At 64.0% G+C, this 23,181-nt stretch carries 22 protein-coding genes; 14 read left to right on the forward strand and 8 right to left on the reverse strand.

Features of this window, described 5'->3' with window-relative positions:
* Positions 1-57: 57 nt before the first annotated feature.
* Positions 58-216, reverse strand: coding sequence for a DUF2986 domain-containing protein (locus ACO6VM_RS02280; protein WP_125858199.1), 159 nt, complete (start codon positions 214-216; stop codon positions 58-60).
* A 165-nt stretch (positions 217-381) separates the two neighbouring features.
* On the opposite strand from ACO6VM_RS02280, the gene ACO6VM_RS02285 reads away from it, so the two are divergent.
* Both ACO6VM_RS02285 and ACO6VM_RS02290 read left to right on the forward strand, forming a co-directional pair.
* Positions 382-558: a hypothetical protein gene (locus ACO6VM_RS02285; RefSeq protein WP_422402693.1), complete on the forward strand. Its 177-nt coding sequence runs from the start codon at positions 382-384 to the stop codon at positions 556-558.
* Positions 559-659: 101 nt separating this feature from the next.
* Complete coding sequence (locus ACO6VM_RS02290; RefSeq protein WP_422402694.1) at positions 660-1,367, forward strand: tellurite resistance TerB family protein; 708 nt, start codon at positions 660-662, stop codon at positions 1,365-1,367.
* A 24-nt stretch (positions 1,368-1,391) separates the two neighbouring features.
* Here ACO6VM_RS02290 and ACO6VM_RS02295 read toward each other — a convergent pair whose 3' ends face one another.
* The gene (locus ACO6VM_RS02295) at positions 1,392-2,321 is read right to left on the reverse strand and encodes a malate dehydrogenase (RefSeq protein ID WP_422402695.1); all 930 of its coding nucleotides are present in this window, start codon (positions 2,319-2,321) and stop codon (positions 1,392-1,394) included.
* A 283-nt stretch (positions 2,322-2,604) separates the two neighbouring features.
* Between ACO6VM_RS02295 and ACO6VM_RS02300 the strand changes: the two genes are divergently transcribed.
* The 4 genes from ACO6VM_RS02300 to ACO6VM_RS02315 are packed head-to-tail and all read left to right on the forward strand — an operon-like array spanning position 2,605 to position 6,141.
* Entirely contained in the window at positions 2,605-3,600 is a 996-nt protein-coding gene (locus ACO6VM_RS02300; RefSeq protein ID WP_422402696.1) for a DUF1852 domain-containing protein, read from the forward strand.
* A gap of 27 nt (positions 3,601-3,627) precedes the next feature.
* Positions 3,628-4,659 (forward strand): methionine synthase, encoded by a 1,032-nt coding sequence (locus ACO6VM_RS02305; RefSeq protein ID WP_422402697.1) that lies wholly within the window; start codon positions 3,628-3,630, stop codon positions 4,657-4,659.
* Between the two features lie 25 nt (positions 4,660-4,684).
* On the forward strand, positions 4,685-5,194 hold the full coding sequence (locus tag ACO6VM_RS02310) for a flavin reductase family protein (protein WP_401057057.1): 510 nt from the start codon (positions 4,685-4,687) through the stop codon (positions 5,192-5,194).
* Positions 5,195-5,211: 17 nt separating this feature from the next.
* Entirely contained in the window at positions 5,212-6,141 is a 930-nt protein-coding gene (locus ACO6VM_RS02315) for a LysR family transcriptional regulator (protein ID WP_401057056.1), read from the forward strand.
* Between the two features lie 3 nt (positions 6,142-6,144).
* Here the strand turns inward: ACO6VM_RS02315 and ACO6VM_RS02320 are convergent, their stop codons facing one another.
* Positions 6,145-6,786, reverse strand: a complete 642-nt coding sequence (locus ACO6VM_RS02320; protein ID WP_401057055.1) for a LysE family translocator — start codon at positions 6,784-6,786, stop codon at positions 6,145-6,147.
* A gap of 69 nt (positions 6,787-6,855) precedes the next feature.
* Positions 6,856-7,767: a LysR substrate-binding domain-containing protein gene (locus ACO6VM_RS02325; RefSeq protein WP_422402698.1), complete on the reverse strand. Its 912-nt coding sequence runs from the start codon at positions 7,765-7,767 to the stop codon at positions 6,856-6,858.
* 133 nt (positions 7,768-7,900) lie between these two features.
* Between ACO6VM_RS02325 and ACO6VM_RS02330 the strand changes: the two genes are divergently transcribed.
* The gene (locus tag ACO6VM_RS02330) at positions 7,901-9,199 is read left to right on the forward strand and encodes an NAD(P)/FAD-dependent oxidoreductase (RefSeq protein ID WP_422402707.1); all 1,299 of its coding nucleotides are present in this window, start codon (positions 7,901-7,903) and stop codon (positions 9,197-9,199) included.
* Positions 9,200-9,242: 43 nt separating this feature from the next.
* Positions 9,243-10,331 carry a polyamine ABC transporter substrate-binding protein gene (locus tag ACO6VM_RS02335; protein ID WP_422402699.1) on the forward strand — a complete coding sequence of 363 codons (1,089 nt, stop codon included), beginning with the start codon at positions 9,243-9,245 and terminating at the stop codon, positions 10,329-10,331.
* Between the two features lie 24 nt (positions 10,332-10,355).
* On the opposite strand, the gene ACO6VM_RS02340 is transcribed toward ACO6VM_RS02335, so the two are convergent.
* The 3 genes from ACO6VM_RS02340 to ACO6VM_RS02350 form a co-directional block, all read right to left on the reverse strand.
* Entirely contained in the window at positions 10,356-11,855 is a 1,500-nt protein-coding gene (locus tag ACO6VM_RS02340) for a sensor domain-containing diguanylate cyclase (protein ID WP_422402700.1), read from the reverse strand.
* Positions 11,856-12,250: 395 nt separating this feature from the next.
* Complete coding sequence (locus tag ACO6VM_RS02345; RefSeq protein WP_422402701.1) at positions 12,251-12,532, reverse strand: hypothetical protein; 282 nt, start codon at positions 12,530-12,532, stop codon at positions 12,251-12,253.
* A 573-nt stretch (positions 12,533-13,105) separates the two neighbouring features.
* Positions 13,106-14,335 (reverse strand): DUF1835 domain-containing protein, encoded by a 1,230-nt coding sequence (locus ACO6VM_RS02350; RefSeq protein ID WP_422402702.1) that lies wholly within the window; start codon positions 14,333-14,335, stop codon positions 13,106-13,108.
* Between the two features lie 225 nt (positions 14,336-14,560).
* Here ACO6VM_RS02350 and glsB point away from each other — a divergent pair, with 225 nt between their 5' ends.
* Positions 14,561-15,481 carry a glutaminase B gene (gene glsB, locus ACO6VM_RS02355; protein ID WP_347150245.1) on the forward strand — a complete coding sequence of 307 codons (921 nt, stop codon included), beginning with the start codon at positions 14,561-14,563 and terminating at the stop codon, positions 15,479-15,481.
* On the opposite strand, the gene ACO6VM_RS02360 is transcribed toward glsB, so the two are convergent.
* On the reverse strand, positions 15,450-15,944 hold the full coding sequence (locus ACO6VM_RS02360) for an NUDIX hydrolase (protein ID WP_422402703.1): 495 nt from the start codon (positions 15,942-15,944) through the stop codon (positions 15,450-15,452). The two genes, glsB and ACO6VM_RS02360, sit on opposite strands and share 32 nt — an antisense overlap.
* Positions 15,945-16,076: 132 nt before the next feature.
* Between ACO6VM_RS02360 and ACO6VM_RS02365 the strand changes: the two genes are divergently transcribed.
* The 5 genes from ACO6VM_RS02365 (at position 16,077) to ACO6VM_RS02385 (ending at position 23,137) form a co-directional block, all read left to right on the forward strand.
* Positions 16,077-16,538 (forward strand): GNAT family N-acetyltransferase, encoded by a 462-nt coding sequence (locus tag ACO6VM_RS02365; protein ID WP_422402704.1) that lies wholly within the window; start codon positions 16,077-16,079, stop codon positions 16,536-16,538.
* 206 nt (positions 16,539-16,744) lie between these two features.
* Positions 16,745-18,709 (forward strand): ATP-binding protein, encoded by a 1,965-nt coding sequence (locus ACO6VM_RS02370; RefSeq protein ID WP_422402705.1) that lies wholly within the window; start codon positions 16,745-16,747, stop codon positions 18,707-18,709.
* A 369-nt stretch (positions 18,710-19,078) separates the two neighbouring features.
* Positions 19,079-19,534: a (2Fe-2S)-binding protein gene (locus tag ACO6VM_RS02375; protein ID WP_110993707.1), complete on the forward strand. Its 456-nt coding sequence runs from the start codon at positions 19,079-19,081 to the stop codon at positions 19,532-19,534.
* Positions 19,534-21,780, forward strand: a complete 2,247-nt coding sequence (locus ACO6VM_RS02380) for a xanthine dehydrogenase family protein molybdopterin-binding subunit (RefSeq protein ID WP_401057047.1) — start codon at positions 19,534-19,536, stop codon at positions 21,778-21,780. Before ACO6VM_RS02375 ends, ACO6VM_RS02380 begins: the two co-directional genes overlap by 1 nt.
* Before the next feature lie 16 nt (positions 21,781-21,796).
* The gene (locus ACO6VM_RS02385; protein ID WP_401057046.1) at positions 21,797-23,137 is read left to right on the forward strand and encodes a c-type cytochrome; all 1,341 of its coding nucleotides are present in this window, start codon (positions 21,797-21,799) and stop codon (positions 23,135-23,137) included.
* The last annotated feature ends 44 nt before the right edge of the window (positions 23,138-23,181 follow it).

Consider the following 23,181-nt stretch of genomic DNA (forward strand, 5'->3'; position numbering starts at 1 on the left):
AGCGGGCCTGCGTCAGCCGGATGACCTGCCGCGCAATGACTGCGCGCAGGGGCAGGATCAGCTTTCGGCGCTGGTATCTGCCAAGGCGCCGGCTTCAGCCGCCAGCTTCGCCCGGTCGGCCTTGCAGATGTATTTGGGCTTGCGCGGCGCCAACTTGGCACTGGCCTTTTTCGCGTGGGCTTTAAGGAGCTGCTTGATCTTTTTCTGGCGGTTCATTGGGTTGTCCGGGTAGGTCGGGCTTGATGCACAGACGCCATCATACCGGCCAGCAGCACCGTCGGCGACGGCAAGCGCTACACGGCATTGCTGCTTGTTGGTCGGCAACGCGCTACCCTCGCCCACCACACAGAAGTCTTGAAGACTCGATGCCAGGAGTATGGGATGCAAAAGCTGTTGTTACCGATCGCCATTTTCGTGAGCGTGATTGCCGTGGGCAAAGTGTGCGAACACTACGCCATGGACCCGACCCTGAAAATCGGCCTGCTGTGCCTGGTGGCAGCAGCAATACAGATCGGCTTTAACCGATATCAACGTTCGCGTCAGCGCAAGTCCAACTGAGCATTACCCCGGCTTTCCCATCGGTCAGGCGGTCATGGCAGATCGCCTTGAGAGGGCTATCGTTGCTGTCTGGGCAACCACTACCAACCGAGGGCGGCGCCATGAACACCAGTGATCTGCTCGAACAGTTACTCCGGGCCGGGCAAAGCTCGCGAGCGCAACAAGGGAACGCCGGCACTTCATCGCAAGACAGCCTGGGCGGTTTGGGTGGCTTGCTTGGCGGTCTGCTTGGCGGCGGCAGCAGTTCGGCTGGCGGCGGCCTGGGTGGTTTGCTGGGCGGCCTGTTGGGTGGCGGCGGCAGCGCTGGCCAGGGGCGCTCCGCGGGTGGCCCCAATTACGCAGCCCTGGCGTCGTTGGGCATGATGGCGTTCCAGGCCTATCAAAGCTGGCAGCGCAGCCAGGCGGCAGCCCCGCAACAGGCGCTGCGTACGGTCGATCAATTGTCCGGCCCCGAGGCCGAGGTTCACAGCCATGCCATCCTGCGCGCGCTGATTGCGGCCGCCAAGGCTGACGGTCGCATCGACGAACAGGAAGAACAGTTGATCTACGCCGAAATCAAACGTCAGACCAGCGACCCGCAACTGCAGCAATGGCTGGATGAGGAAGTCAGCAGGCCGCTCGATGCCGTGCAGGTGGCTCAGTCCGCCCGGGACCCGGCCATGGCCGCAGAGATGTACCTGGCCAGCGTGATGCTGGTGGATGACCAGCAGGACGCAGAGCGGGCCTACCTCGACGAACTGGCCAGCGCACTGCAACTCGATCCGACCTTGCAGTTGCACCTGGAACAGCAGGCCAAGGGAGGCGCCTGAGCGGGCTACAACGCGCTCACCTGCTTACATCGCTTTCATTTCTGCGATGTCACGCATCACCTGGTCGGCTGAATGATCGAACATCGCCTGCTCCTGCGCATCCAGGGGCAGCTCGATCACGCGCTTGATCCCTGACTCTGCCAGCACACAGGGCACACCCATCGCGATATCCTTTCGCCCGTACTCGCCTTCGAGGATCGCCACCGTCGGCAAAATGCGGTTGCGCCCATTGGCGATGGCATCGACCATCTGTGCGATGGCCACACCGGGTGCATCGCAGGCGCTTCCCAGCTTCTTCAAGCCCAGAATCTCGCCGCCACCCTGGCGGGTGCGCTGCACGATCCGCTCGATCTGCTCGGTTGACAGGAACTGGGACAAAGGCACCGAACCGACCGCGCAGTAGCGCATCAGCGGCACCATGCTATCGCCATGGCCGCCGAGTACCAGCGCCGTGATGTCGCGTGCACAAAACCCGGTTTCCTCGGCGATGAAACACTTCATGCGCGCGGTATCCAGCACCCCCGCCTGGCCGAACACCTTGTTGCGCCCCAGCCCACTGCGGGACCAGGCCCGATAGGTCAGCACGTCGACCGGGTTCGACACCACCAGCAGCGTCGCCGCCGGTGCATGGCGCATGATATCCAGCAGGATGCTGTCGAGAATGGGCAGGTTGATGCTCAGCACATCCTGACGCGATTGCCCTGGCTTGCGCGGCACACCCGCAGTAATCACCACCAGGTCGGAACCTTCCAGCATCTTGGCATCGGGCCCGCCAAGCACCCGGGTATCGGACCCCGACTCGATGGCCGCCTGCCACACATCCAGCGCCTTGCCCTGCGCCAACTCGCCCTGCACATCGATCAACATCAACTCGCGGCACAACTCTTCCCGGGCGATGACCTGGGCCGCCGCCTCGCCCACCATGCCGGCACCTACAATCGATAACTTGTTCATCTAGCACCTCCCGCAGTGCGCGAAACCCGCAGCGCGCACGCCTGTACAGAGAAGTATCGACCCCTGGCGCCAGAAGGCCACTCGAAGCTGCGTGATCGACCCAAAGCCGCCTTTCATTCCATCGCCCCATGCTGCTCCACCTTGCTGGTCGCATTGAGCAGCGCAGCGGTCATGAGCGCGACTAAAGGGCTTGTGAAATCAATTCAGTTCCACTCGCTCAGTACCGCCACATAAAATACATACCAATTGCAGTATTTATGAATATTTGAGTGGGACCCCGATCATGGTGAAAACGGATTTTGAATTTTCCATCAAGCGCATTCGCTTCGACGAAAATTATCAGCCCTCCGAAAATACCCGCCTCACGACCAATTTCGCCAACTTGGCGAGGGGTGCGAGTCGCCGGCAAAACTTGCGCAACACCCTGCGGATGATTGACAACCGCTTCAATGCCTTGGCGCACTGGGACAATCCAAATGGGGATCGTTACAGCGTCGAGCTTGAAATCATTTCCGTCGAGATGATTATTGATGCCGAAAGCGCCGAAAACGCCGAAAACGGCCTGCCGCTGATCGAACTATTGAAAACACAAATAGTCGATCGAAAAACCGGCGAACGCACGGCCGGCATGGTGGGGAACAACTTTTCGTCTTACGTGCGCGACTACGATTTCAGCGTGCTGCTCCTGGGGCACAATAAAAATCAGCCAGCGTTCAGCACGCCAGAGCATTTTGGAGAACTGCACGGAAAGTTATTCAAGCACTTCGTCAGTTCAACAACCTATAAAGAACACTTTGCCAAGCAGCCGGTCATCTGCCTGAGCGTTTCCAGCAGCAAGACCTACCATCGCACTGAAAACCAGCACCCGGTACTGGGTTATGAATATCAGCAAGATGAACACTCCTTGACCGACGACTACTTCGCCAAAATGGGCATGAAGGTGCGTTACTTCATGCCGCCAAACAGTGTGGCGCCATTGGCCTTCTATTTTTCCGGCGACTTGCTCGGTGACTACAGCAACCTTGAGCTGATCAGCACCATCAGCACCATGGATACCTTCCAGAAGATCTACCGCCCCGAAATCTACAATGCCAATTCTGCGGCAGGGAAATCCTACCAGCCCAGCCTGAAGCATGAAGATTACTCGCTGACGCGCATTGTCTACGACCGAGAGGAACGTAGCCGGCTGGCTATCGAGCAGGGGCGCTTTGTCGAGGAACACTTCATCAAACCTTATCACTCGATACTTGAGCAGTGGTCCGCCAACTACGCTGCCTGACTCATTGGAAATACAAGGTCACCCTTCATGAAAAAGCTGTTACCCACCTCGACGGCAGGTAGTTTGCCCAAGCCCTCCTGGCTGGCACAACCCGAGACACTCTGGTCACCCTGGAAACTGCAAGATCAGGCATTGATCGAAGGCAAACAGGATGCCTTGCGCTTGTCATTGCAGGAGCAGCAACACGCCGGCATCGATATCGTCAGTGACGGCGAGCAAACCCGCCAGCACTTTGTAACTACCTTCATCGAGCACCTGAGCGGCGTTGATTTCGAGAAGCGTGAAACCGTGCGCATCCGTGATCGATATGACGCCAGCGTACCGACAGTGGTAGGTGCTGTTGCTCGGCAAAAGCCGGTGTTTGTCGAAGATGCCAAGTTCCTGCGTCAGCAAACCGGGCAGCCGATCAAATGGGCGCTGCCAGGCCCGATGACCATGATCGACACGCTGTATGACAACCACTATAAGAGCCGCGAAAAACTGGCCTGGGAATTCGCCAAGATTCTCAACCAGGAAGCCAGGGAGCTGGAAGCGGCCGGTGTTGACATCATCCAGTTCGATGAACCGGCATTCAATGTGTTCTTCGACGAGGTAAATGACTGGGGGGTTGCCACTCTGGAACGGGCCATTGAAGGCCTCAAGTGCGAAACCGCCGTCCATATTTGCTACGGCTATGGCATCAAAGCCAACACCGACTGGAAAAAGACCTTGGGATCAGAGTGGCGGCAATATGAAGAGGCCTTCCCCAAGCTGCAAAAATCCAGCATCGATATCATCTCGCTGGAATGCCACAACTCCCATGTCCCCATGGACCTGATCGAGCTCATCCGCGGCAAGAAAGTGATGGTCGGCGCCATTGACGTGGCGAACCACGCCATTGAAACACCCGAGGAAGTGGCCAATACCCTGCGCAAGGCACTGCAGTTTGTCGATGCCGACAAGCTCTATCCTTGCACCAACTGCGGCATGGCCCCCCTGCCTCGTCAGGTCGCCCGCGGCAAGCTGAGTGCCTTGAGCGCAGGCGCAGAAATCGTCCGCAGAGAACTCCTGGCCAATTAAGGGCAGGTAAACGTCAGGTCCCACCATGTCACTTTCCACCACTGCCATCGAGCCTTCGCGCTTTCGCGAAGCGCTCGGGCATTACGCCTCCGGTATCACGGTCATCACCTCACTCATCGATGGCGAGCCGATCGGCTTCACCTGCCAGTCGTTCTATAGCGTGTCGATGAGCCCGCCGCTGGTGTCATTCAGCGTGATGGCCAGCTCGGCCAGCTATCCCGGCATGCGCCAGGCGGGTCGCTTCGCGGTGAATATCCTGTCGGGTGAGCAGGTCGGGATTTCCAACCAGTTCGCCCGCAAAGGCACAAACAAGTGGCATGGCGTCCAATGGCAGGCCTCGCCTTTGGGCAACCCGGTCATCGCCGGCAGCCTGCACTGGCTCGATTGCCAGATTCACGCCGAACACGCGGCCGGCGATCACCTGATCGTCATCGGCGAAGTGAAAGCGTTGAAGCTGCATGAAGCCTCGGCGGCGCAACCCCTGCTGTATTTCAAAGGAAACTATTGCAACCTCGCCGCGCCTGGCGCGGCTTGAGGCTTTGCCTTCTGCTCATGATCGATTTGAGACACCTTCGTACACTCCACGCCTTGCGCGAAACGGACAGCCTGCCCGACGCCGCCGAGCGCCTGCACCTCACGCAGTCGGCGCTGTCGCACCAGTTCCGCGAGCTGGAAAACCGCCTCGGCATGCCCGTGTTCGTGCGCAAGTCCAAGCCGGTGCGCTTTACCACCGCCGGCCTCAAGCTGCTGCAACTGGCCGACCAGGTACTGCCCCTGATCCGCACGACGGAACGCAACCTGAGCAAACTGGCTGGCGGCACGGCCGACCGCCTGCACATCGCGATCGAGTGCCACAGCTGCTACCAATGGCTGATGCCGTCGCTGGACGAATTCCGCAGCGCCTGGCCAGACGTCGAACTGGACCTGGCATCGGGGTTGTCGTTCGCGCCGCTGCCGGCCCTGGAACGGGGGGACCTCGACCTCGTGGTGACCTCCGACCCCATCCCCCTGCCAGGCATCACCTACGTGCCGCTGTTCGGCTACGAGGCCATGCTGGCCATCGACAAGCATCATGCCCTGCGTGAAAAGCCCTATGTGGAACCTGCCGACATCGCCAGCCAGACCCTGATCACCTACCCGATCGAGCGCAACCGCCTGGACATCTTCACCCGCTTCATCGAACCGGCCGAGATCGAGCCGGCCCAGGTGCGCACCGCAGAAATGACGATCATGATGATGCAGTTGGTGGCCAGCGGCCGTGGGGTTTGCTGCCTGCCGAACTGGGCGGTGCATGAGTACAGCTTGCGCGGTTATGTGATTGCCAAGCGCCTGGGCCAGCAAGGCCTGCACGCCACGCTGTACGCAGCGGTTCGCAGCGACATGCTCGAAGTACCCTACATGAGTGATTTCCTGCTCACGGCAAAGGACATTTCCTTCGCCACGCTGGAGGGCGTCAATACGGTGTCGACGCCCGTGGCCTGAGCGTTACACCCCTTGCCGGCGCATGGTCAAAATCGCCGCACCAAAACCAATGAAGGTGGTCCCCACCACCCGGCTCACCCAGCGCGACAGCGATGGCCGGGTCAGCACGCCCTTGGCCCGGGTGGCGAGCGCTGCATACAGGCTCAGCGACGCCAGCGACAACGCCATGAAGATGCTGGTGAGGATCAGGAACTGCGGCAGCAACGCGGCGCCCTGGTCAATGAACTGCGGGAACAGCGCAGTGAAGAACATGGTCGCCTTGGGGTTGGTCACCGCCGTGAGGAACGCCGACTTGAACAGTTTGCCAGGCGTGGGGCTGGGCTTTTTGGCGCCCTCCTCGAGGCCGTCCACCAGCATCGGGCTTTTCTTCAGCAACTGCTTGGCGCCCAGGTAGAACAGGTAGCCGGCACCGAGGATCTTCACCGCGTTGAACAGCCATTCGGAGCTGGCCAGCAAGGCGCCCAGGCCCAGCATCGCCGCCGCCGACAGGCAGAACAGCCCGCTGGCGTTGCCCAGCGACGACCACACCGCGCTGCGTTGCCCGTGGGCCAGGCTGTTATTGATCGCCATCAGCGTTGCGGGGCCAGGGCTGGCAATGGCGATTGCGGCAACCAGGGTGAAGGCAAGAATCGAGTGGGCATCCATTTTCAAGGACTCTGCGGGGCTGGAGCCAGCAGCTTACAGAAGCTTTCGAGTAAAGGCTCGGCCCGCGTGCTAGAGCGGACCAGGCCGGGTTTGCTCGAGTTGCGTCTCGAACCACTGCAGCACCGCCTTGCAAGCCGGGTGCGCCACCCCGCTGTCGCGCAACCACAGGGCATACACACCGCCAGTGCGTAGCGGCTCGCCAAACGGCACGATCAAGTCGCCCCGGGCCAGGGCATCGTGCGCCAGCATCCGGTCACTCATGGCCACGCCAAGGCCACGGGCTGCTGCATCCAACGCCAGGTCATCGAGGTTGAACATCAGGTGCTGATAGGCCCGCTCGGGCTGGCCCTGGCGCGCCTGCAACCAGAGGTTCCATTCGTGACGCGCGGTCGAGCCGTGGATCAGTGCATGGCCTTCCAGCGCTGCCAGTGAATCCGGCGCTGGCTGACCGTCACCGAGCACAGGCGCGCAGACCGGCAGCAGGTACTCGTCGAACAACAGCGTCAACGGACGCTCGTCCAGCCCCTCGCGCAGGTACAGCACATAGGCATCGCAGTCGCCGCTGGTGTCCACCACCTCGCCGCTGACGGTCTCGATGGACAAGCTCAGCGCCGGATTGAGCGCATAGAAACTGCTCAGCCGCGGCAGCAGCCAGCGCACAGCCAGCGAGACGAAGATGCGAATGCGAAACGGCCGGTCCATCGGCGGTGGCGACAGGCGTTGCGCCAGGGCGCGCAGCGCGGCCATCGACTCGCTCGCCACCGCATACACATCGCGCCCCTGGTCGGTGAGCGCCACCTTGCGGCTGGTACGGTCGAACAGCGCCACGCCGTAGTGCTCCTCCAGTTGCTGGATCTGCCGGCTGATCGCGCTCTGGGTCAGGTGCAGCTGCCGAGCGGCCTCGGTAAAACTGCTGCAATCCGCCACCTGGATCAGCGCCTGCAGCGCTTGCAGCGAGGGCACTCGAAAAATTTTATCCATGCGTTTTGAGAATGGCTGAATGAATTATTAGCGTTAGAAACATACCCACAGCCCTCGTAGATTAGGCCCAACAGGCGCACCCAGGCACAACACCGATAAACCGTGCGCATTGATTGTGGAGGAGCTGATGGCAATCGACAACCGCTGTGGATGGATCGCGCTGGCCGGCGAATCCGCCGCGCATCCCCGCCTGAACGGCAACCGCACCGCCGACTGGCTGATCATCGGTGGCGGCATCACCGGCCTTGCGGCGGCACACACCCTGGCCGCCCGCTTCCCCGGGCAGCGCATCGTGCTGCTCGACCGGCAGCGGGTTGCCCAAGGCGCTTCAGCGCGCAACTCGGGGTTCGCCGTCAGCCATGAAAAGCCTGCATCCAGCGAGCTGCTGGGCAAGCCCGGCTTCGCCGATTTCGCCGTGGCCTCGCGCATCGGTGTGGCGGCAGGCCAGGAAGTGCGCCAGCGCATCAGTGAACTGGGCATTGCCTGCGAATACGATGACGCCGGCTACCACTTCGCGGTAAGCCAACCGGCGCACCTGCAACAGGTCGACGCCATGCTCAAGACCCTCGAAGCGGTCGGTGCCAGCGCCCACTACCTGGAAGGTGACGCCCTGCGCCAGCGCCTGGGCAGCAGCTTCTACACCCGCGCCATCCACTGCGCCGGCGGCAACGCCCTGCTGCAACCGGCCAAGTATGTGCGGGGGCTGGCAGACCAGCTGCCCGAGGCCGTGCAGGTATACGAAAACAGCGCGGTGCTCAGCCTGCGCCGGGGCGACCACGGCTGGCAGGCCCGCACCGAGGCCGGCCAGGTCAGCGCCACCCGCGTACTGGCTTGTGTCGGCGCCTTCCTGCCCCGCGTGGGGGTGCACCACAGCGGCACCTTCCCCCTGGAACTGAGCGCCAGCATCACCCGGCCCCTGACCGAGGAACACTGGCAACAGCAGTTCGGTGAACGTACCTGGGGCGTGCTGTCGAGCCTGCCGGGCGGCGCCACCCTGCGCCTGTTGCCGGGCCGGCGCCTGCTGATCCGCAACACCGTCGAATACCGCTGCCGCGACCTCAGCCCGGCACAGCTGCAGGCCCGCCGGCACGAACACCTGAACGGGCTGCAAAAGCGCTTCCCAGGGCTAAACGCCCAAGACCTCGAATACACCTGGACCGGCCATCTGAGCGGCACCCGCTCCGGCGAGCCGTGCTTCGCCAGGGTCGATGAAGGCCTGTACGCGGTCGCCGGCTGCAATGGCTCGGGGGTCGCCCGCGGCACCCTGTGGGGCCGGCTGCTGGTGGAGATGGCCACGGGCGAAACCTCGCCGCTGCTGACCGATGTACTGGCCCAGGCCCGCCCCGGCTACCTGCCGCCACGGCCACTGTTCGACATCGGTGCTTCCCTGCGCATGGCCTGGGAAGTGCGTCGGGCTCGCCTGGAACGTTGATAAACCCAAGCGCTTGCGCACAATCACAACAAGAGAGGGCAAGATGATCAGACCCACCTGCATGGCCATTGCTTCCACCGCGCTGCTGAGCCTCGCCGCCCAGGCAGCCGAGTCGGTCAATATCGCCAACTGGAGCAGCTACATCGCCGACGACACCCTGGCGGTGTTCACCCAACGCACCGGCATCCAGACCACCTACGACCTGATCGACAGCAACGAAACCACCGAAGCCAAGCTGATGACCGGCGGCAGTGGCTACGACCTGGTCAGCCCGTCCAACCATTTCCTGCCACGGCTGATCAAGGCCGGCGCCATTCAGGAGCTGGACCGCAGCAAGCTGCCCAACTGGAACAACCTCGACCCCAAGCTGATGAAGCTGCTCGAGGCCAGCGACCCCGGCAATCGCCACGCGATCCCGTACATGTGGGTGACCACCGGCATCGGCTACAACGTGGACAAGATCAAGGCGATCTTCGGCAGCACCGACGTCACCGACTCCTGGCAACTGCTGTTCAACCCAGAGAACATCAAGAAGCTCAGCGCCTGCGGCGTGGCCTTCCTCGACAACCCCACGCAGATCCTGCCGATCACCCTCAAGGTGCTGGGCCTGGACCCGCACAGCCAAAGCCCTGAGGACTTCAAGAAGGCCGAGGCGGCGCTGCTGGCGATCCGCCCGTCGATCAGCTATTTCCACCAGTCCAAGTACGTCAGCGACCTGGCCAACGGCAATATCTGCGTGGCCATCGGCTTCAGCGGCGATGTGCTGCAGGCCATGAGCAGCGCCCAGCAGGCCAACAATGGCGTGCACCTGGGCTACAGCATCCCGCGCGAAGGCTCGACGGTCGCCGTCGACATGGTGGTGATCCCCAAGGCGGCGCCGCACCTGGATGCCGCATACGCCTACTTGAACTACCTGCTCGACCCGCAGGTGATGGCGCATATCAGCAACGCGGTGAAGTACCCCAACGGCAACGCGGCCTCGCTGCCCTACGTCGACCCGGCGCTGCGCGACAACCCGGCGGTGTACCCACCGCAGGCAGTGCTCGATACGCTGTTCCCGATCCAGACCCTGTCACCGGCGGGCATGCGCTTGAGCACACGGCTGTGGACGCGGATGGTCAGCGGCAAGTGAGGGTTGCCTGCCAAGGTCGGCGACTCAGGCACAGGCCGCGCGATTGCGGCCCGTGCCCTTGGCGCCGTACAGCGCCTGGTCAGCCCCGTCGATCAAGGCCTGGCCGCTTTGCAGCTGCGCTCCCGGCACCGAGGCAATGCCGACGCTCACGGTAACCTGCCCAAAGGGGCTGGTGCGATGCTCGATGTTGCGCTGGCTCAGCCGCTCGAGCACATGCCGCGCCACCGCCTCTGCCCCCTCGCGCTCGGTGTTGGGCAGGATGACGCCGATTTCCTCACCGCCATAGCGCGCCACCAGGTCACCGGCGCGCCGGACACAAGCCTGCAGCACGTGGCTGACTTCGCGCAGGCAGGCGTCGCCAGCAACATGCCCGTAGGTGTCGTTGTACAACTTGAAGTAATCGATATCGATCATCAGCAACGCCAGGCTCGTGCCCTGGCGCTGGGCGCGCTGCACTTCCAGTGCCAGGGTTTCATCGAAACAGCGGCGGTTGGCAAGGCCCGTCAGGGCATCGTTCATCGCCAGGCGTTCGAGCTGCTGGTTGGAGTCCAGCAACTGTTGCTGGGTGACCCGCAGCTCACCCTCCACGGCGGTCCTGCGGCGGATATCGCGGATCAGCATCCAGCCGATAGCGCCCGTCAGGCCCAGCAGGCCGGCCACCACCAGCATTGACACCAGCGCCTCGAGCTTCCATGCCGCCAGCACTTCGTGCTTGCCCACCGCGACCGTGGTCACCAGCCCCAACCGGTCATTCTTGCGGAAGGCATACAACCGCTCGACGCCATCGAGGCTTGAGGTGAACGATGCAGTCCCCACGGATTGCTCCACCAGGTACTTGGCATAGATCGGCGACTTGGAGAAGTTGCGCCCCATGTCCTGTTCACGGAAGGGATAGCGCACCAGCATCGAGCCGTCGGTATAGGACAGGCCGATCGCGCCCTCCTGTCCGACATCGATCTGGCCGAACAGGCGCAGGAAGTTCTGCACCCCCAGCGTCACGGCCACCACCCCGGCAAACGCGCCATCGGCGTCATTGAAACGGCGGCTGATGGTGATCACCCACTCCTGGTTGGAGCGGCTGCGGATCGGCAGGCCGATGAAGGGCTCGCGCGAAGGATCGTCGCGGTGATGGATGAAATAGGCCCGGTCACTGCTGTTGGCACCCGACGGGATCGGTCGGTTGGACGACATCAGCCAACGGCCTTGGTTGTCGTAGATGGTGACACCGCTGAGCTGCGGCATCAGCGGCTGCTGACGGCTCACCAGGGTTCTCAGTCGCTCGACCTGCGCCGGGCCGCTGCCTTCGGTCTCCAGGCGCTCGACCAGCCCGAGCAGCAGCAACGAGCTCTGGCGCACGATGCCTTCGGAATAGGTCGACAGGGCCTGGGTCAGGTTCAGCCCGTGGACGTTCACTTCCTCCAGCGCACGCTCCCGGGAAGCCATGACTTTCCACAGGGTCAACGATGCCAGCGAACAACCAATAACCAGTAGCAAGAGCACAACGAGGTGGATGTCACGCTTCACGTCAGTACCTGATGGAGATTCCGGATTCTCAAGCTGGCTGCCATTACCTGCAGGTAACGGCATAAGGCGCATTCCTGGCCGCGGGCAAGGATACTAGGAGTCGCGTAGCGGCGCAGTAACCACAAGCGATGCAAGGGGAAAACGTTTGCTGCTCGCGACGCATTTTGCCGCGCCCGCAACGATTTACCAGGTGCTGTGCGCCCCATGGCTGGCATGAAAAGTCGCCGACTGCGATCAGACACGGTGAGCTCATGTAAGAAACGGTCGACATCGCGTTTGATATTGTTCGGTTGCAATTAAACATGCTGATCGGGCCGTAGCAGCGGCCTGCTTTCAACACAACAAGATCGTTGCGTAGGCGCTATGGCTACGCGGCTTGATCCGGGTCTGGCCGCCTATCTCCTTAGCCTCATCAGCATGGCACCCGAAAAACAAATCAACATGAAGGCGAGCGCCACGACAAGCGACAAAAAAATTTGCTCCTTGGGAAGATTGCCGCTCCACCACAAATATCCAATGAGCATTACCGCAAGAAAATCAGCGCCAAAGTTCAACAAATCGCCAGACGCCGTCGGCAGCATGGCTGCAATCTTCGACACCACACTTGCAACGCTATCGATCAGTCTCGCCACATCGGATTTGGGTTCTTTACCATCGTTTCTGTTTTTCTTGCCCATCGCTTCGCTCCTGAATCGCCCTGTCAGCGCCTTGAGGCGAATCACCACTACGATTTTATTGCGACACCGGGAATTAGCGGTTTATCGCTTATACCGTGCAACGTATTCAGATGAGCACCGAAACCAAGGATAACGCCTACACACGCAATGAGCCCGGGCGTCCAGACCATCCACCCCCCGACATCAAAAAGCATCAGCACAAGCATCAAGCACAAGGCGATTGAGCAAATAAAGATCGAAATCCGCAAGAACGTTTCAACTATGACGCGGTTCACAGTCATGGCTGTATCTCCAAAAGAGAGATAGCGCCCGTCTGTTCGGAAACTTTCCCTTGCAGCGGGCGCTACTTCTGAAGTCTAGACTCTGTACGAAAAGTTTTGTGGGAGCGGGCTTGCCCCGCGATGGAGTGCGAAGCGCTCCTGTACCCGATATCAAATAGTGTCAAAGACGCCGCGAATTCAGGCTTTGCTGCCGCGTCGCGGCAGATCGCGGGGCAAGTCGCATCGGCGCACCGTCGCTCCCACAACGTTGGATGACCACACTTTTGGTACAAAACCTAGCCTCAGATTTCGCTCAACGTTGCCACACCTGCCCCGCCTCACTCACCACCCAGGGCGCGTGGTCGGCAGTGATCCGCACCCCGCCCACCCAGCGCTCGGCCGGCTGTTGGTCGAGCCAGTTGGCCTGCCTGCCCAGCACCTGCTCACCCAGCGCCGTAAGGCGTAACGAACGTTGTTGCCAGCTGTCGCCCTCGCCTTCGAGCAGCAATGGCCGTGGGCTGTCGATCAACGGGCGCAGCAGCACGCCGAACATCATGTCACCCAGGTATGGCAGTGGTTCCTCGTGCGCCATCAGTTCGGCGAACACCCGCGCCGCCGGCTGCTCGCCCAGGCGCGCGAGGATGCTCAGGGTCAAGCGCTCGGTCAGGCTCAGGCCATCCTCGGCGCCGGGCAGTTCCTGCAGCTGGCGCGCCAGCGCACCCTGCAGCAGCGGCAAGGCCGTATGCGGGCGGCTGGCAAGCTGCGCCCAGGCGCGCGGGTCCGCTGCGGTGTAGGCGGCCCAGGCCTGCCGCGCCAGGGCCAAGGCGTCCTCGCCGAGGGCACGCCGTTGTGGCCACAGCCAGGCCAGTACATCAGGGGCCAGTTGACCGATCCCGATGAAGCGCTGCACGCCGGGAACCTGGCAGGTTTCGATCAGTTCCAGGCGGCGCGGCAGGCACGGCAGGCTGGCCAGTACACGAATCAGAAACAACTGGTCGTAGGCGTCCGCCTCGCACCAGAGGACCATTTCGCTGTCGCTGTTCAACTGCGCCAATGCTGCGCGCTGCCTGGCCTGGCGCTGTTCGATATCCTGCGCCGGGAGTTTGAACGCCCGCAGTACATACTCGGTACGTACCTGCCAGTACGCAGCCTCCGGCAACGCCGGCACCGGCCCCATGACCATGGGGTCGTCGAACATGTGGAAGGCACCGGTAAACCCGGCGATGCGCAGGCTGTGCTCGATATCGTTGCCGCAGCGCCAATGCTGCACCTGCGCTTCGCCATCGCTGGCAAAGCCTAAGTGGCGGGCGGCGAAATCGACGGCATCGGCATGGGCCTTGAGCTTTGGCCAACTGGGGAAACCGGCTTCGCGGGCGACCAGCCACTGGGTGTCGGCCAGCCGGTACTCGGGCCCGAGCAAGCCAAGGGCGCGCAGTTGGGCGCGGGTTTCGTCGTCCAGGGTTTTCAGCAGGCGCTTGGCGCGCTTGCGCAAGGCGGGCAGGTCGATCAGGCCGTGATGGCGGGATGCATGAATGGCGGGCATGCCAACTCCTTGTGGGGCTCGGTCCGCCGACAAGCCGGGAGCTGGAATGTAAAGAAATCGTACTGTGCCTGGGCAACCCCTTCGCGCGGACCGCGGGCGCAGCGAACGCCCGGGGCGAGACTCTAGCGGCTGGCGGCGCTTGACGCAATCGATGTGCTCCGAAGCCTCTGGCCTGCGTCTATCAGGACTTCCCGCAAGCGCTGCCCTTTCGCCCCAGGTCCCCCGATGCAAGCACTTCTGCAAGAGATCCTCGACCACGTCCGCCCCCTGCTCGAACAAGGCCAGGTGGCGCAATACATCCCCGCCCTCGCCCAGGTCGAACCGCGCCAGCTGGGCATCGCCGTGCAGGGCCTCGACGGCCAGTTGCACTGCGCGGGTGACGCGCAAACGCCGTTCTCGATCCAGAGCATCTCCAAGGTGTTCAGCCTGGTCCAGGCGATCAACCACAGCGGCGAAGGCATCTGGTCGCGGCTGGGCTACGAGCCGTCGGGGCAGGCGTTCAACTCGCTGGTGCAGCTGGAGGTGGAAAAAGGCCGCCCGCGCAACCCGTTCATCAACGCCGGCGCCCTGGTGATCTGCGACATCAACCAGTCACGCTACGCCACCCCGACCCTGTCGATGCGCGACTTCGTCCGCCGCCTGGCCGCCAACCCGAAGATCGTCAGCGACAGCGTGGTGGCCGAGTCGGAATACCAGCACCGCGCGCGCAACGCGGCCATGGCCTATCTGATGCAGGCCTTCGGCAACTTCCACAACGATGTCGACGCGGTGCTGCGCAGTTACTTCCACCACTGTGCGCTGTCGATGAGCTGCGTCGACGTGGCGCGTGGTTTCGCCTTCCTGGCCAACAACGGCTTGTGCCCCAACAGCGGCGAGCAGGTGCTGAGCGCGCGCCAGGCGCAGCAGGTGAACGCGATCATGGCCACCAGCGGGCTGTATGACGAGGCCGGCAACTTTGCCTACCGGGTGGGCTTGCCCGGCAAGAGCGGCGTGGGCGGCGGCATCGTCGCGGTGGTGCCGGGGCGCTACAGCATCTGCGTGTGGTCACCGGCGCTCAATGCAGCGGGCAATTCGCTGGCGGGGCTACGGGCACTGGAGCTATTGAGCGAGCGGATTACCGGGTCGGTGTTTGCGGCGTTGTCATAAGTTCCGGCGCCGAAGCAAACACGCCCTCTTCCTCCAGTTTGCCAACCAACCATTGCGGCCATACGGTATCGGTGGTCGCCCGCAGCTCCTCGGCCGACCACCAGCGATGGTCAGCGATCACCGCGCATTCGTTTGCAGTCCACTCGGCGTTGGACAGCGCGCGTTGCACAACCTGCACGATGAAATAGCGCTCCACCGACAGCACCTCTTCGCCGCTGGGCAGCACCAGCGGGAAGCGGCGTTCGGCGATGGACTCAGCCACCGCATCGATGACGATGCCGGTCTCTTCACGCAACTCGCGAATGGCCGCTGCCTCGAAGCTCTCGCCAGCCTCCAGCCCGCCGCCCGGCGTAGCCCAGTAATCATCACCGGCCAACGCGCCTTGCGTGTGCACGAACCGGAACAACAACACCCGTCGCTGCGGGTTGATGACCAGCAGCCGTGCCGATTTGCGCTCGCGCATATAGGTGTCCTTACTCGCGTGGATTAACAGGCCTGGCATTGGCGCCCGGGCCAAAAAGTGCGCCATCATACGCGAGCGCCCCAGCGCCGGTACCCCTGGCCTGCAACAAGGCCTCACTTGAAAGGAATGCCCATGCTCCGCCTGGATTGGCTCGAAAACCACATGCAGCACAGTGACACCCTGGCGCTATGGCTGCACCAGCAGTTCCACTACGAATTCGCCGACCTGCCCCTGCCTGACTGGCAAAAGGCATTCTCCGAAGGCCAGTACAATGACCAATGGCGCTGCCTGATCGCCCTCGACGGCGACCAGCTGCTGGGCAGCGCCGCGCTGGCCACTGACGACCTGCCCGAGCGCCCCGACCTCGGCCCTTGGCTGGCCTGCGTGTTCGTCACCCCGCAGGCGCGTGGCCAGGGCCTGGCCGAGCGGCTGATCGACGGCATCTGCGAACAGGCACGCAAAACCGGCATCTCGACCCTTTACCTGCATACCCACGATCAGCAGGCGTATTACCAAAAGCGCGGTTGGCGCCTGCTGGAACGCTTCGAGGCCTGGGGCGAGGAACACTGGTTGATGTCACGCGAGCTGGGTTGAAACGCAAAAGGCGCCGGCCCGCCTGATTCCACAGGGAATTTTTTGCCACATCAGGATATCGGATGTCGCAGACACCTTTTTTGCAGATGCAGGTGTTGCGCTGATCGCGGCAAGGCCGGGGCGCAGCAGCTAATCTGAACATTCGATCACCGGGCGCGCGCACCTGAGGAACCCGCCAGACGCACTCGACTTCAGGACCACTACAGATGCCCAACAGCCGACCAGAACCCCCGGCAGTCCCCACATTGGGCAGCGCGCTGCTGGACAGCGAGCTGCGCTTGCGCTTGCTGGCGACCGCGAGCAGCACCGCGATCTATCGCATGAGCCCTGACTGGCAGGCCATGCATCAACTCAGCGGCGAGGGGTTTCTGCAAGACGCCACACAACCCGACCCGCAGTGGATCGAAACCTACATACCCCCGCAAGACCGGCCCAAAGTACTCGCAGCCATCGCCAAGGCGATAGCCGAGCGGGCCATCTTCGAACTGGAACACCGCGTATGGTTGCCAAACGGTCGCTTCGGCTGGACCCTGTCGCGGGCCGTGCCGATCTTCGACGACCACGGCGAGATCAGCGAATGGTTCGGCGCTGCGGTGGACGTGACCCAGCAGCACGAAATGATGGCCCGCCTGCGCGAGAGCGAAGCGGCGTTCAAGACCATCGCCGACACCGTGCCGCAGTTGGTCTGGGTGGCCGACCAGAACGGGCGCTTCGAATTCTTCAACCAGCGCTGGCACGACTATTTCGGCGAAACCGGCCAGCAAGAGGCTTTCCACTGGTATGCCGAAACCTGCGTGCACCCCGACGACATCGCCGCCGCCGAGCAAGGTTTTGCCCAGGCCCGCGCCAGCGGCCAGGTGTTCGAGAGCGAGCACCGCCTGCGCCACCACGATGGCAGCTACCGCTGGTTCATGGTGCGCGCCCAGCCCTACCGCGACCCGGAGAGCGGCGCCCTGCTGCGCTGGTACGGCACCGCGGTGGACGTGCACGACCGCCATGGCGCCGAGCAGCAACTGCGCACCTTCAACCAAGCACTGGAAGTCCAGGTGCAAACCGGCTCTCGCGACCTGCAGGCGGCCGAAGCGCAGATGCGCCAGATGCAGAAGCTCGAAGCCATCGGCCTGCTCACCGGCGGGGTGGCCCACGACTTCAACAACCTGCTGACGGTGATCCGCAACGCCGCTGAGCTGATGCGTCGCAAGCCGCTGCCCGCAGAGCGCCAGCAGCGTTACCTGGACGCCATCCTCGACACCACCGACCGCGCCGCCAAGCTCACCAGCCAACTGCTGGCCTTCGCCCGCCGCCAGGCACTGCGCCCGGAGGTGTTCGCGGTGCTGCATCAGGTCGAACAGATCGCCGAAATGCTGCGCAGCATCGTCGGCGCGCACATGCAGGTCCTGGTGCAGGGCCCCGCGCAGCCCTGTTACATCGAGGCGGACCTGAACCAGTTCGAAACCGCCCTGGTCAACCTGGTGGTCAATGCCCGCGATGCCATGCAGGGGCAAGGCACCATCACCCTCACCCTCGAAACCACCGATGGCCAAGTCACCATCGCCGTGACCGACGACGGCCATGGCATCGCCGCCGCCGACCTGGAGCGGATCTTCGACCCGTTCTACACCACCAAGGAAGTCGGCAAGGGCACCGGGCTGGGGCTGTCCCAGGTGTACGGTTTCGTCCATCAGTCCGGTGGCGCGATCAGCGTGCAGAGCAGCCCCGGCCAGGGCACCACCTTCACCGTGTCGTTGCCGGCGGTGGCCGCCCCCGCCCCCGACCGGGCAGCGGCGCCCGAGGCCCCTCTGGTTAAGCCCAAGGGCCGCATCCTGGTGGTCGAGGACAACCTGCAGGTGCGTGAATTCACCGCCAACCTGCTGGCCGACATGGGTTACGCCACCTGCCTGGCCCACGACAGCATCAGCGCCCTGGCGTTGTTGGAAGCCGGCCAGCCGCGCATCGACCTGGTGCTGTCGGATGTGGTCATGCCCGGGGTCAGCGGCATGGAACTGGCCCGCACCATCAAGCGCCGCTGGCCCGACATCGCGCTGGTGCTGACCAGCGGCTACAGCCAGGTGCTGGCCGACGATGCGCAGCCAGGCGTAGAGCTGTTGAACAAGCCGTACTCGGCCGAGCAGTTGTTGCGTGCGTTCGAGGCTGCAATCAAGCCGTCCTGACCGGGTGGCCGGGCTCACACATCCCCTGTAGGAGCGGCCTTGTGCCGCGAAAGGGCTGCGCAGCAGCCCCGGCGATTCTTGTTGCGTAGCTAAAACTGGGGCCGCTTCGCGACCCTTTCGCGGCGCAAGGCCGCTCCTCCAGTGGACGTGCAAGCCCGTTTAGTGGGCGCACTAGCGCAATCCGCTGGAATGCTTGCCTGATCCTCTGAACCTGCGGGCCCATGGATGGGAAACCCGGCGCCCCAGGACTAAAGTTCGCTCAGGTTCGACAACTGTTGCCAACAGAGGCGGCGCCTCGCTGCGCCACCCTGCCCATAACGATCCGACATCAACCGATGATCAGCACGATGAGCCATGGAGCCCACCATCATGGAACTACGAATCAACCAGAAGACCTACCAGGTTGACGCCGAAGCCGACACCCCCTTGCTGTGGGTGATCCGTGACGATCTCGGCCTGACCGGCACCAAGTACGGCTGCGGCCTGGCCCAGTGCGGCGCCTGTTCGGTGCTGGTGGACGGCAACGTGGTGCGCGCCTGCGTGACGCCGGTGGCCGGGGTGGTGGGCCGCGAGGTGACCACCATCGAGGCGATCGAGGCCGACGCCATCGGCAAGCGGGTGGTCGCGGCCTGGGTCGAGCACCAGGTGGCGCAGTGCGGCTATTGCCAGTCCGGCCAGGTGATGGCAGCCACCGCGCTGCTCAAGCACACCGCCAAACCCAGCGATGCGCAGATCGACGCGGCGATGGTCAACCTGTGCCGCTGCGGCACCTACAACGCCATCCATGCTGCCGTGCATGCGCTGGCCCAAGGGGAGAACGCCTGATGAGCACGCGCATCGACACCCCTGAAGACCTGCTCAAGCTGCCCGTGGGCGAAACCGTCAACCTGTCGCGCCGCCGCTTCCTCGCCGGCACCGCCGTGGGCGCCCTGGTGCTCGGCTTTGGCCTGCCACTGGGCGCGCCACGAGTACAGGCTGCGGCGGCAACTGCCGAGCGCGGCACCCAGGTGCCGGCGTTCCTGGAAATTCGCCCGGACGGCAGCATCCGCCTGCTCAGCCCGTTCATGGAAGGCGGCCAGGGCACCTTCACGGCCATGGCGCAGATCGTCGGCGAAGAGCTGGACGCCGACCCCGCCAGCTTCGTGGTCGACAGCGCCCCGCCCGGCGAGGCCTACGTGGTGATGGAAAACGGCATGCGCATTACCGGTGGCAGCATGTCGGTGCGCATGAGCTACCCGACCATGCGCCGCCTCGGGGCGCTGGCCCGGGCCATGCTGCTGCAAGCCGCCGCCGAGCAGTGGGGGGTGCCGGTGAGCGAACTCGGCACCGAACCGGGCAAGGTGATCCATGCCGCCTCGGGCCGCTCGCTGGGCTACGGCGAACTGGCCAGCCGCGCCATGGACCTGCCGGTGCCGGACCCGGCCGGCATCACCCTGCGCGACCCCAGCCAATTCCGCTGGATCGGCAAGCCGGTGCGGCGCCTGGATGCCTACGACAAGTCCACCGGCAAGGCCGTCTACAGCATCGACGTCAAGCTCGACGGCATGCTCCACGCCGCCGTGCAACATGCACCGCGCCTGGGCATGACGGTGGGCAGCCTGCGCAACGAAGACCAGGTCAAGGCCATGAAGGGCGTGCACTCGGTGCATCAGCTGCCCGGTGCGGTGGCGGTGGTCGCCGAACGCTGGTGGCACGCCAAACGGGCGGTCGAAGCCTTGCAGGTGGACTGGCAGGCGCCCGGCGCCGACAGCAAGGTGCGACCGATGCCGGCGGACTTTTCCAGCGCCGCCTGGCTTGAACACCTGGCCAGCCAGCCCGGCACGCCCCGCGATGACGAGCATGAAGGCGATGTGGCCGCCGCCCTGGCCAGCGCCAAGACCACGGTCGAGGCCAGTTACCACAACCAGTACCTCAATCACGCCCAGCTCGAGCCACCGTCCGCCACCGCGCGGTTCAACCCCGACGGCACCCTGGAGGTGTGGCTGCCCAACCAGGCGCCGGACATGTTCCGCGACGATATCGCCAAGCGTACTGGCCTCGACGCTGCGCAGATCACCCTGCACTCGCCGTTGCTGGGCGGTTTCTTTGGCCGGCACTTCCTCTACGACTCGGCCAACCCCTACCCCCAGGCCATCGCCCTGGCCAAGGCGGTCGGGCGACCGGTGAAGCTGATCTGGACCCGTGAGGAAGAATTCCTGCGCGACGTGCTGCGCCCGGTGGCTGCGGTCAAGTTCCGCGCCGGGCTGGACGCCGAAGGCTTGCCGGTGGCCATCGAAGCCGTCAGCGCCACCGAAGGCCCCACCGAAGCTCTGGCCGGCCAGCAGGGCGAAAAACTCGACCCCACCGCCCTCGAAGGGTTGTCGGGCAAGGCCTACGCCATCGCCAACAAGCGCATTGCCCAGGTATATGTGAAAGGCCCGGCCATGCTCGGTTACTGGCGCTCGGTGGGCAATTCGTTGAACGACTTCTTCTATGAAGCCTTCCTCGACGAACTGGCCGACAAGGGCGGCCACGACCCGTTCGAGCTGCGCCTGCACCTGCTGCGCGACAACCCGCGTCTTACCCATCTGCTGCAATCGGTGGGCGAGCTGTCCGGCGGCTGGAAGCGCGGGCCGTTCACCGCCGTAGACGGCAGCAAGCGCGCCCGGGGCGTGGCCATGGCCTCGCCGTTCGGCTCGGAGGCTGCGGTGATCGCCGAGGTGTCGATCGACGGCGGCCAGGTGAAGGTGCACGACATCTGGCAGGCCATCGACCCGGGCAGCATCGTCAACCCGGCGATCATCGAGGCCCAGGTCAATGGCGCGGTAGCCCTGGGGCTGTCGCAGGCGCTGGTGGAGGAAGCGGTGTGGCTCGACGGCATGCCGAGGGCGCGCAACTACGACCTGTACCCGATCCTGACGCCTTCGCGCATGGCCCGGGTGCATGTGCGCATCGTCGAGAGCGGCGCGAAGATGGGCGGCATAGGCGAACCGCCACTGCCGGCGGTAGCGCCTGCGGTGGCCAACGCGGTGGCGCGGTTGACCGGCCAGCGCATCCGCAGCCTGCCCCTTAGCCGCTACAGCTTCAGCTGACCCGACAGGACCGCCCATGAACAACCGTCGCTTCGCAACAATCGCGGGCTGGCTGGCCCTGCCGTGCCTGGTCGCGGCAGGCCTGCTGGCCTGGTACGTCACTCGCGAGCCTGCCTCGCCCTTCAGCGCCGACACGCCAGTGGACGCGGCGCTGGTCAGCCGTGGCGAGTACGTCGCCCGGCTCAGCGATTGCGTGGCCTGCCACAGCCTGCCCGGCCAGGCGCCGTTCGCCGGCGGGCTGGAGATGGCAACGCCCTTGGGGGCGATCCACGCCACCAACATCACCCCCGATCGCCAGCACGGCATCGGCGACTACAGCCTGGCCGACTTCGACCGCGCCGTGCGCCACGGCGTCGCACCGGGCGGGCGCCGGCTGTACCCGGCCATGCCCTACCCGTCCTACGCCAAGCTCAGTGACGACGACGTACGCGCGCTGTATGCCTTCTTCATGCAGGGCGTGCAGCCGGCCAACCAGGCCAACATCGCCAGCAGCATCCCCTGGCCGCTGAACCTGCGTTGGCCGATCGCCCTGTGGAACGGCCTGTTCGCGCCGAACACGCCCTATGCACAGAAACCCGGGCAGGATGCGCTGTGGAACCGTGGCGCCTATATCGTCCAAGGCCCCGGCCACTGCGGCAGTTGCCACACCCCGCGGGGCCTGGCGTTCAACGAGAAGGCGCTGGACGAGGCCGGTGTGCCCTTCCTCGCCGGCGCCCTGCTCGACGGCTGGTACGCACCGAGCCTGCGCCAGGACCCCAACACCGGGCTGGGCCGCTGGAGCGAGGCGCAGATCGTGCAGTTCCTCAAGACCGGGCGCAACCAGCACGCCGTGGTGTACGGCTCGATGACCGAGGCATTCAACAACTCCACGCAGTTCATGGCCGACGATGACCTGGCCGCCATCGCCCGCTACCTGAAATCGTTGCCGGGCGACCCGCAGCGCGACGGCGCACCCTGGCAGTACCAGGCCGTGTCCGCCGCCAGCCGCCTGGAGGCGCCCGGTGCGCACACCTACGTAACCCGCTGCGCCAGCTGCCATGGCCTGGATGGCCAGGGCCAGGCCGAGTGGATGCCGCCGCTGGCGGGCGCCACTTCGATGCTGGCCAGCGAAAACGCCTCGGCGATCAACATCACCCTCAACGGCTCGCAGCGCATCGTCGCCGCCGGGGTGCCGGATGCCTACCGCATGCCGGCGTTTCGTGAGCAGCTCAATGACCGGGAGCTTGCCGAGGTGTTGAGTTTTGCCCGCGCGACCTGGGGCAACCAGGGCGGCGCCGTGGACGCCAAGGCGGTCGGCAAGTTGCGTGAACATACCGACCCGGCCAGCAGCAGCCCGATCATTTTGCATATGCGCTGAAACCACCCTCGCGGGGCAAGTCGCAGCGGCGGTGCGCCGCTGCG

The organism is Pseudomonas sp. GZD-209 (assembly GCF_049310485.1).
GTDB lineage: Bacteria > Pseudomonadota > Gammaproteobacteria > Pseudomonadales > Pseudomonadaceae > Aquipseudomonas > Aquipseudomonas sichuanensis.

Bases quoted from the DNA above. Each gene is read 5' to 3' on its own strand.
- ACO6VM_RS02350 (WP_422402702.1), bottom strand. From the start codon at position 14,335: ATGCCCGCCATTCATGCATCCCGCCATCACGGCCTGATCGACCTGCCC.
- glsB (WP_347150245.1), top strand. From the start codon at position 14,561: ATGCAAGCACTTCTGCAAGAGATCCTCGACCACGTCCGCCCCCTGCTC.
- ACO6VM_RS02375 (WP_110993707.1), top strand. From the start codon at position 19,079: ATGGAACTACGAATCAACCAGAAGACCTACCAGGTTGACGCCGAAGCC.
- ACO6VM_RS02295 (WP_422402695.1), bottom strand. From the start codon at position 2,321: ATGAACAAGTTATCGATTGTAGGTGCCGGCATGGTGGGCGAGGCGGCG.
- ACO6VM_RS02380 (WP_401057047.1), top strand. From the start codon at position 19,534: ATGAGCACGCGCATCGACACCCCTGAAGACCTGCTCAAGCTGCCCGTG.
- ACO6VM_RS02360 (WP_422402703.1), bottom strand. From the start codon at position 15,944: ATGCGCGAGCGCAAATCGGCACGGCTGCTGGTCATCAACCCGCAGCGA.
- ACO6VM_RS02310 (WP_401057057.1), top strand. From the start codon at position 4,685: ATGTCACTTTCCACCACTGCCATCGAGCCTTCGCGCTTTCGCGAAGCG.
- ACO6VM_RS02325 (WP_422402698.1), bottom strand. From the start codon at position 7,767: ATGGATAAAATTTTTCGAGTGCCCTCGCTGCAAGCGCTGCAGGCGCTG.
- ACO6VM_RS02320 (WP_401057055.1), bottom strand. From the start codon at position 6,786: ATGGATGCCCACTCGATTCTTGCCTTCACCCTGGTTGCCGCAATCGCC.
- ACO6VM_RS02385 (WP_401057046.1), top strand. From the start codon at position 21,797: ATGAACAACCGTCGCTTCGCAACAATCGCGGGCTGGCTGGCCCTGCCG.
- ACO6VM_RS02365 (WP_422402704.1), top strand. From the start codon at position 16,077: ATGCTCCGCCTGGATTGGCTCGAAAACCACATGCAGCACAGTGACACC.
- ACO6VM_RS02285 (WP_422402693.1), top strand. From the start codon at position 382: ATGCAAAAGCTGTTGTTACCGATCGCCATTTTCGTGAGCGTGATTGCC.
- ACO6VM_RS02370 (WP_422402705.1), top strand. From the start codon at position 16,745: ATGCCCAACAGCCGACCAGAACCCCCGGCAGTCCCCACATTGGGCAGC.
- ACO6VM_RS02315 (WP_401057056.1), top strand. From the start codon at position 5,212: ATGATCGATTTGAGACACCTTCGTACACTCCACGCCTTGCGCGAAACG.
- ACO6VM_RS02345 (WP_422402701.1), bottom strand. From the start codon at position 12,532: ATGGGCAAGAAAAACAGAAACGATGGTAAAGAACCCAAATCCGATGTG.
- ACO6VM_RS02280 (WP_125858199.1), bottom strand. From the start codon at position 216: ATGAACCGCCAGAAAAAGATCAAGCAGCTCCTTAAAGCCCACGCGAAA.
- ACO6VM_RS02305 (WP_422402697.1), top strand. From the start codon at position 3,628: ATGAAAAAGCTGTTACCCACCTCGACGGCAGGTAGTTTGCCCAAGCCC.
- ACO6VM_RS02300 (WP_422402696.1), top strand. From the start codon at position 2,605: ATGGTGAAAACGGATTTTGAATTTTCCATCAAGCGCATTCGCTTCGAC.
- ACO6VM_RS02335 (WP_422402699.1), top strand. From the start codon at position 9,243: ATGATCAGACCCACCTGCATGGCCATTGCTTCCACCGCGCTGCTGAGC.
- ACO6VM_RS02290 (WP_422402694.1), top strand. From the start codon at position 660: ATGAACACCAGTGATCTGCTCGAACAGTTACTCCGGGCCGGGCAAAGC.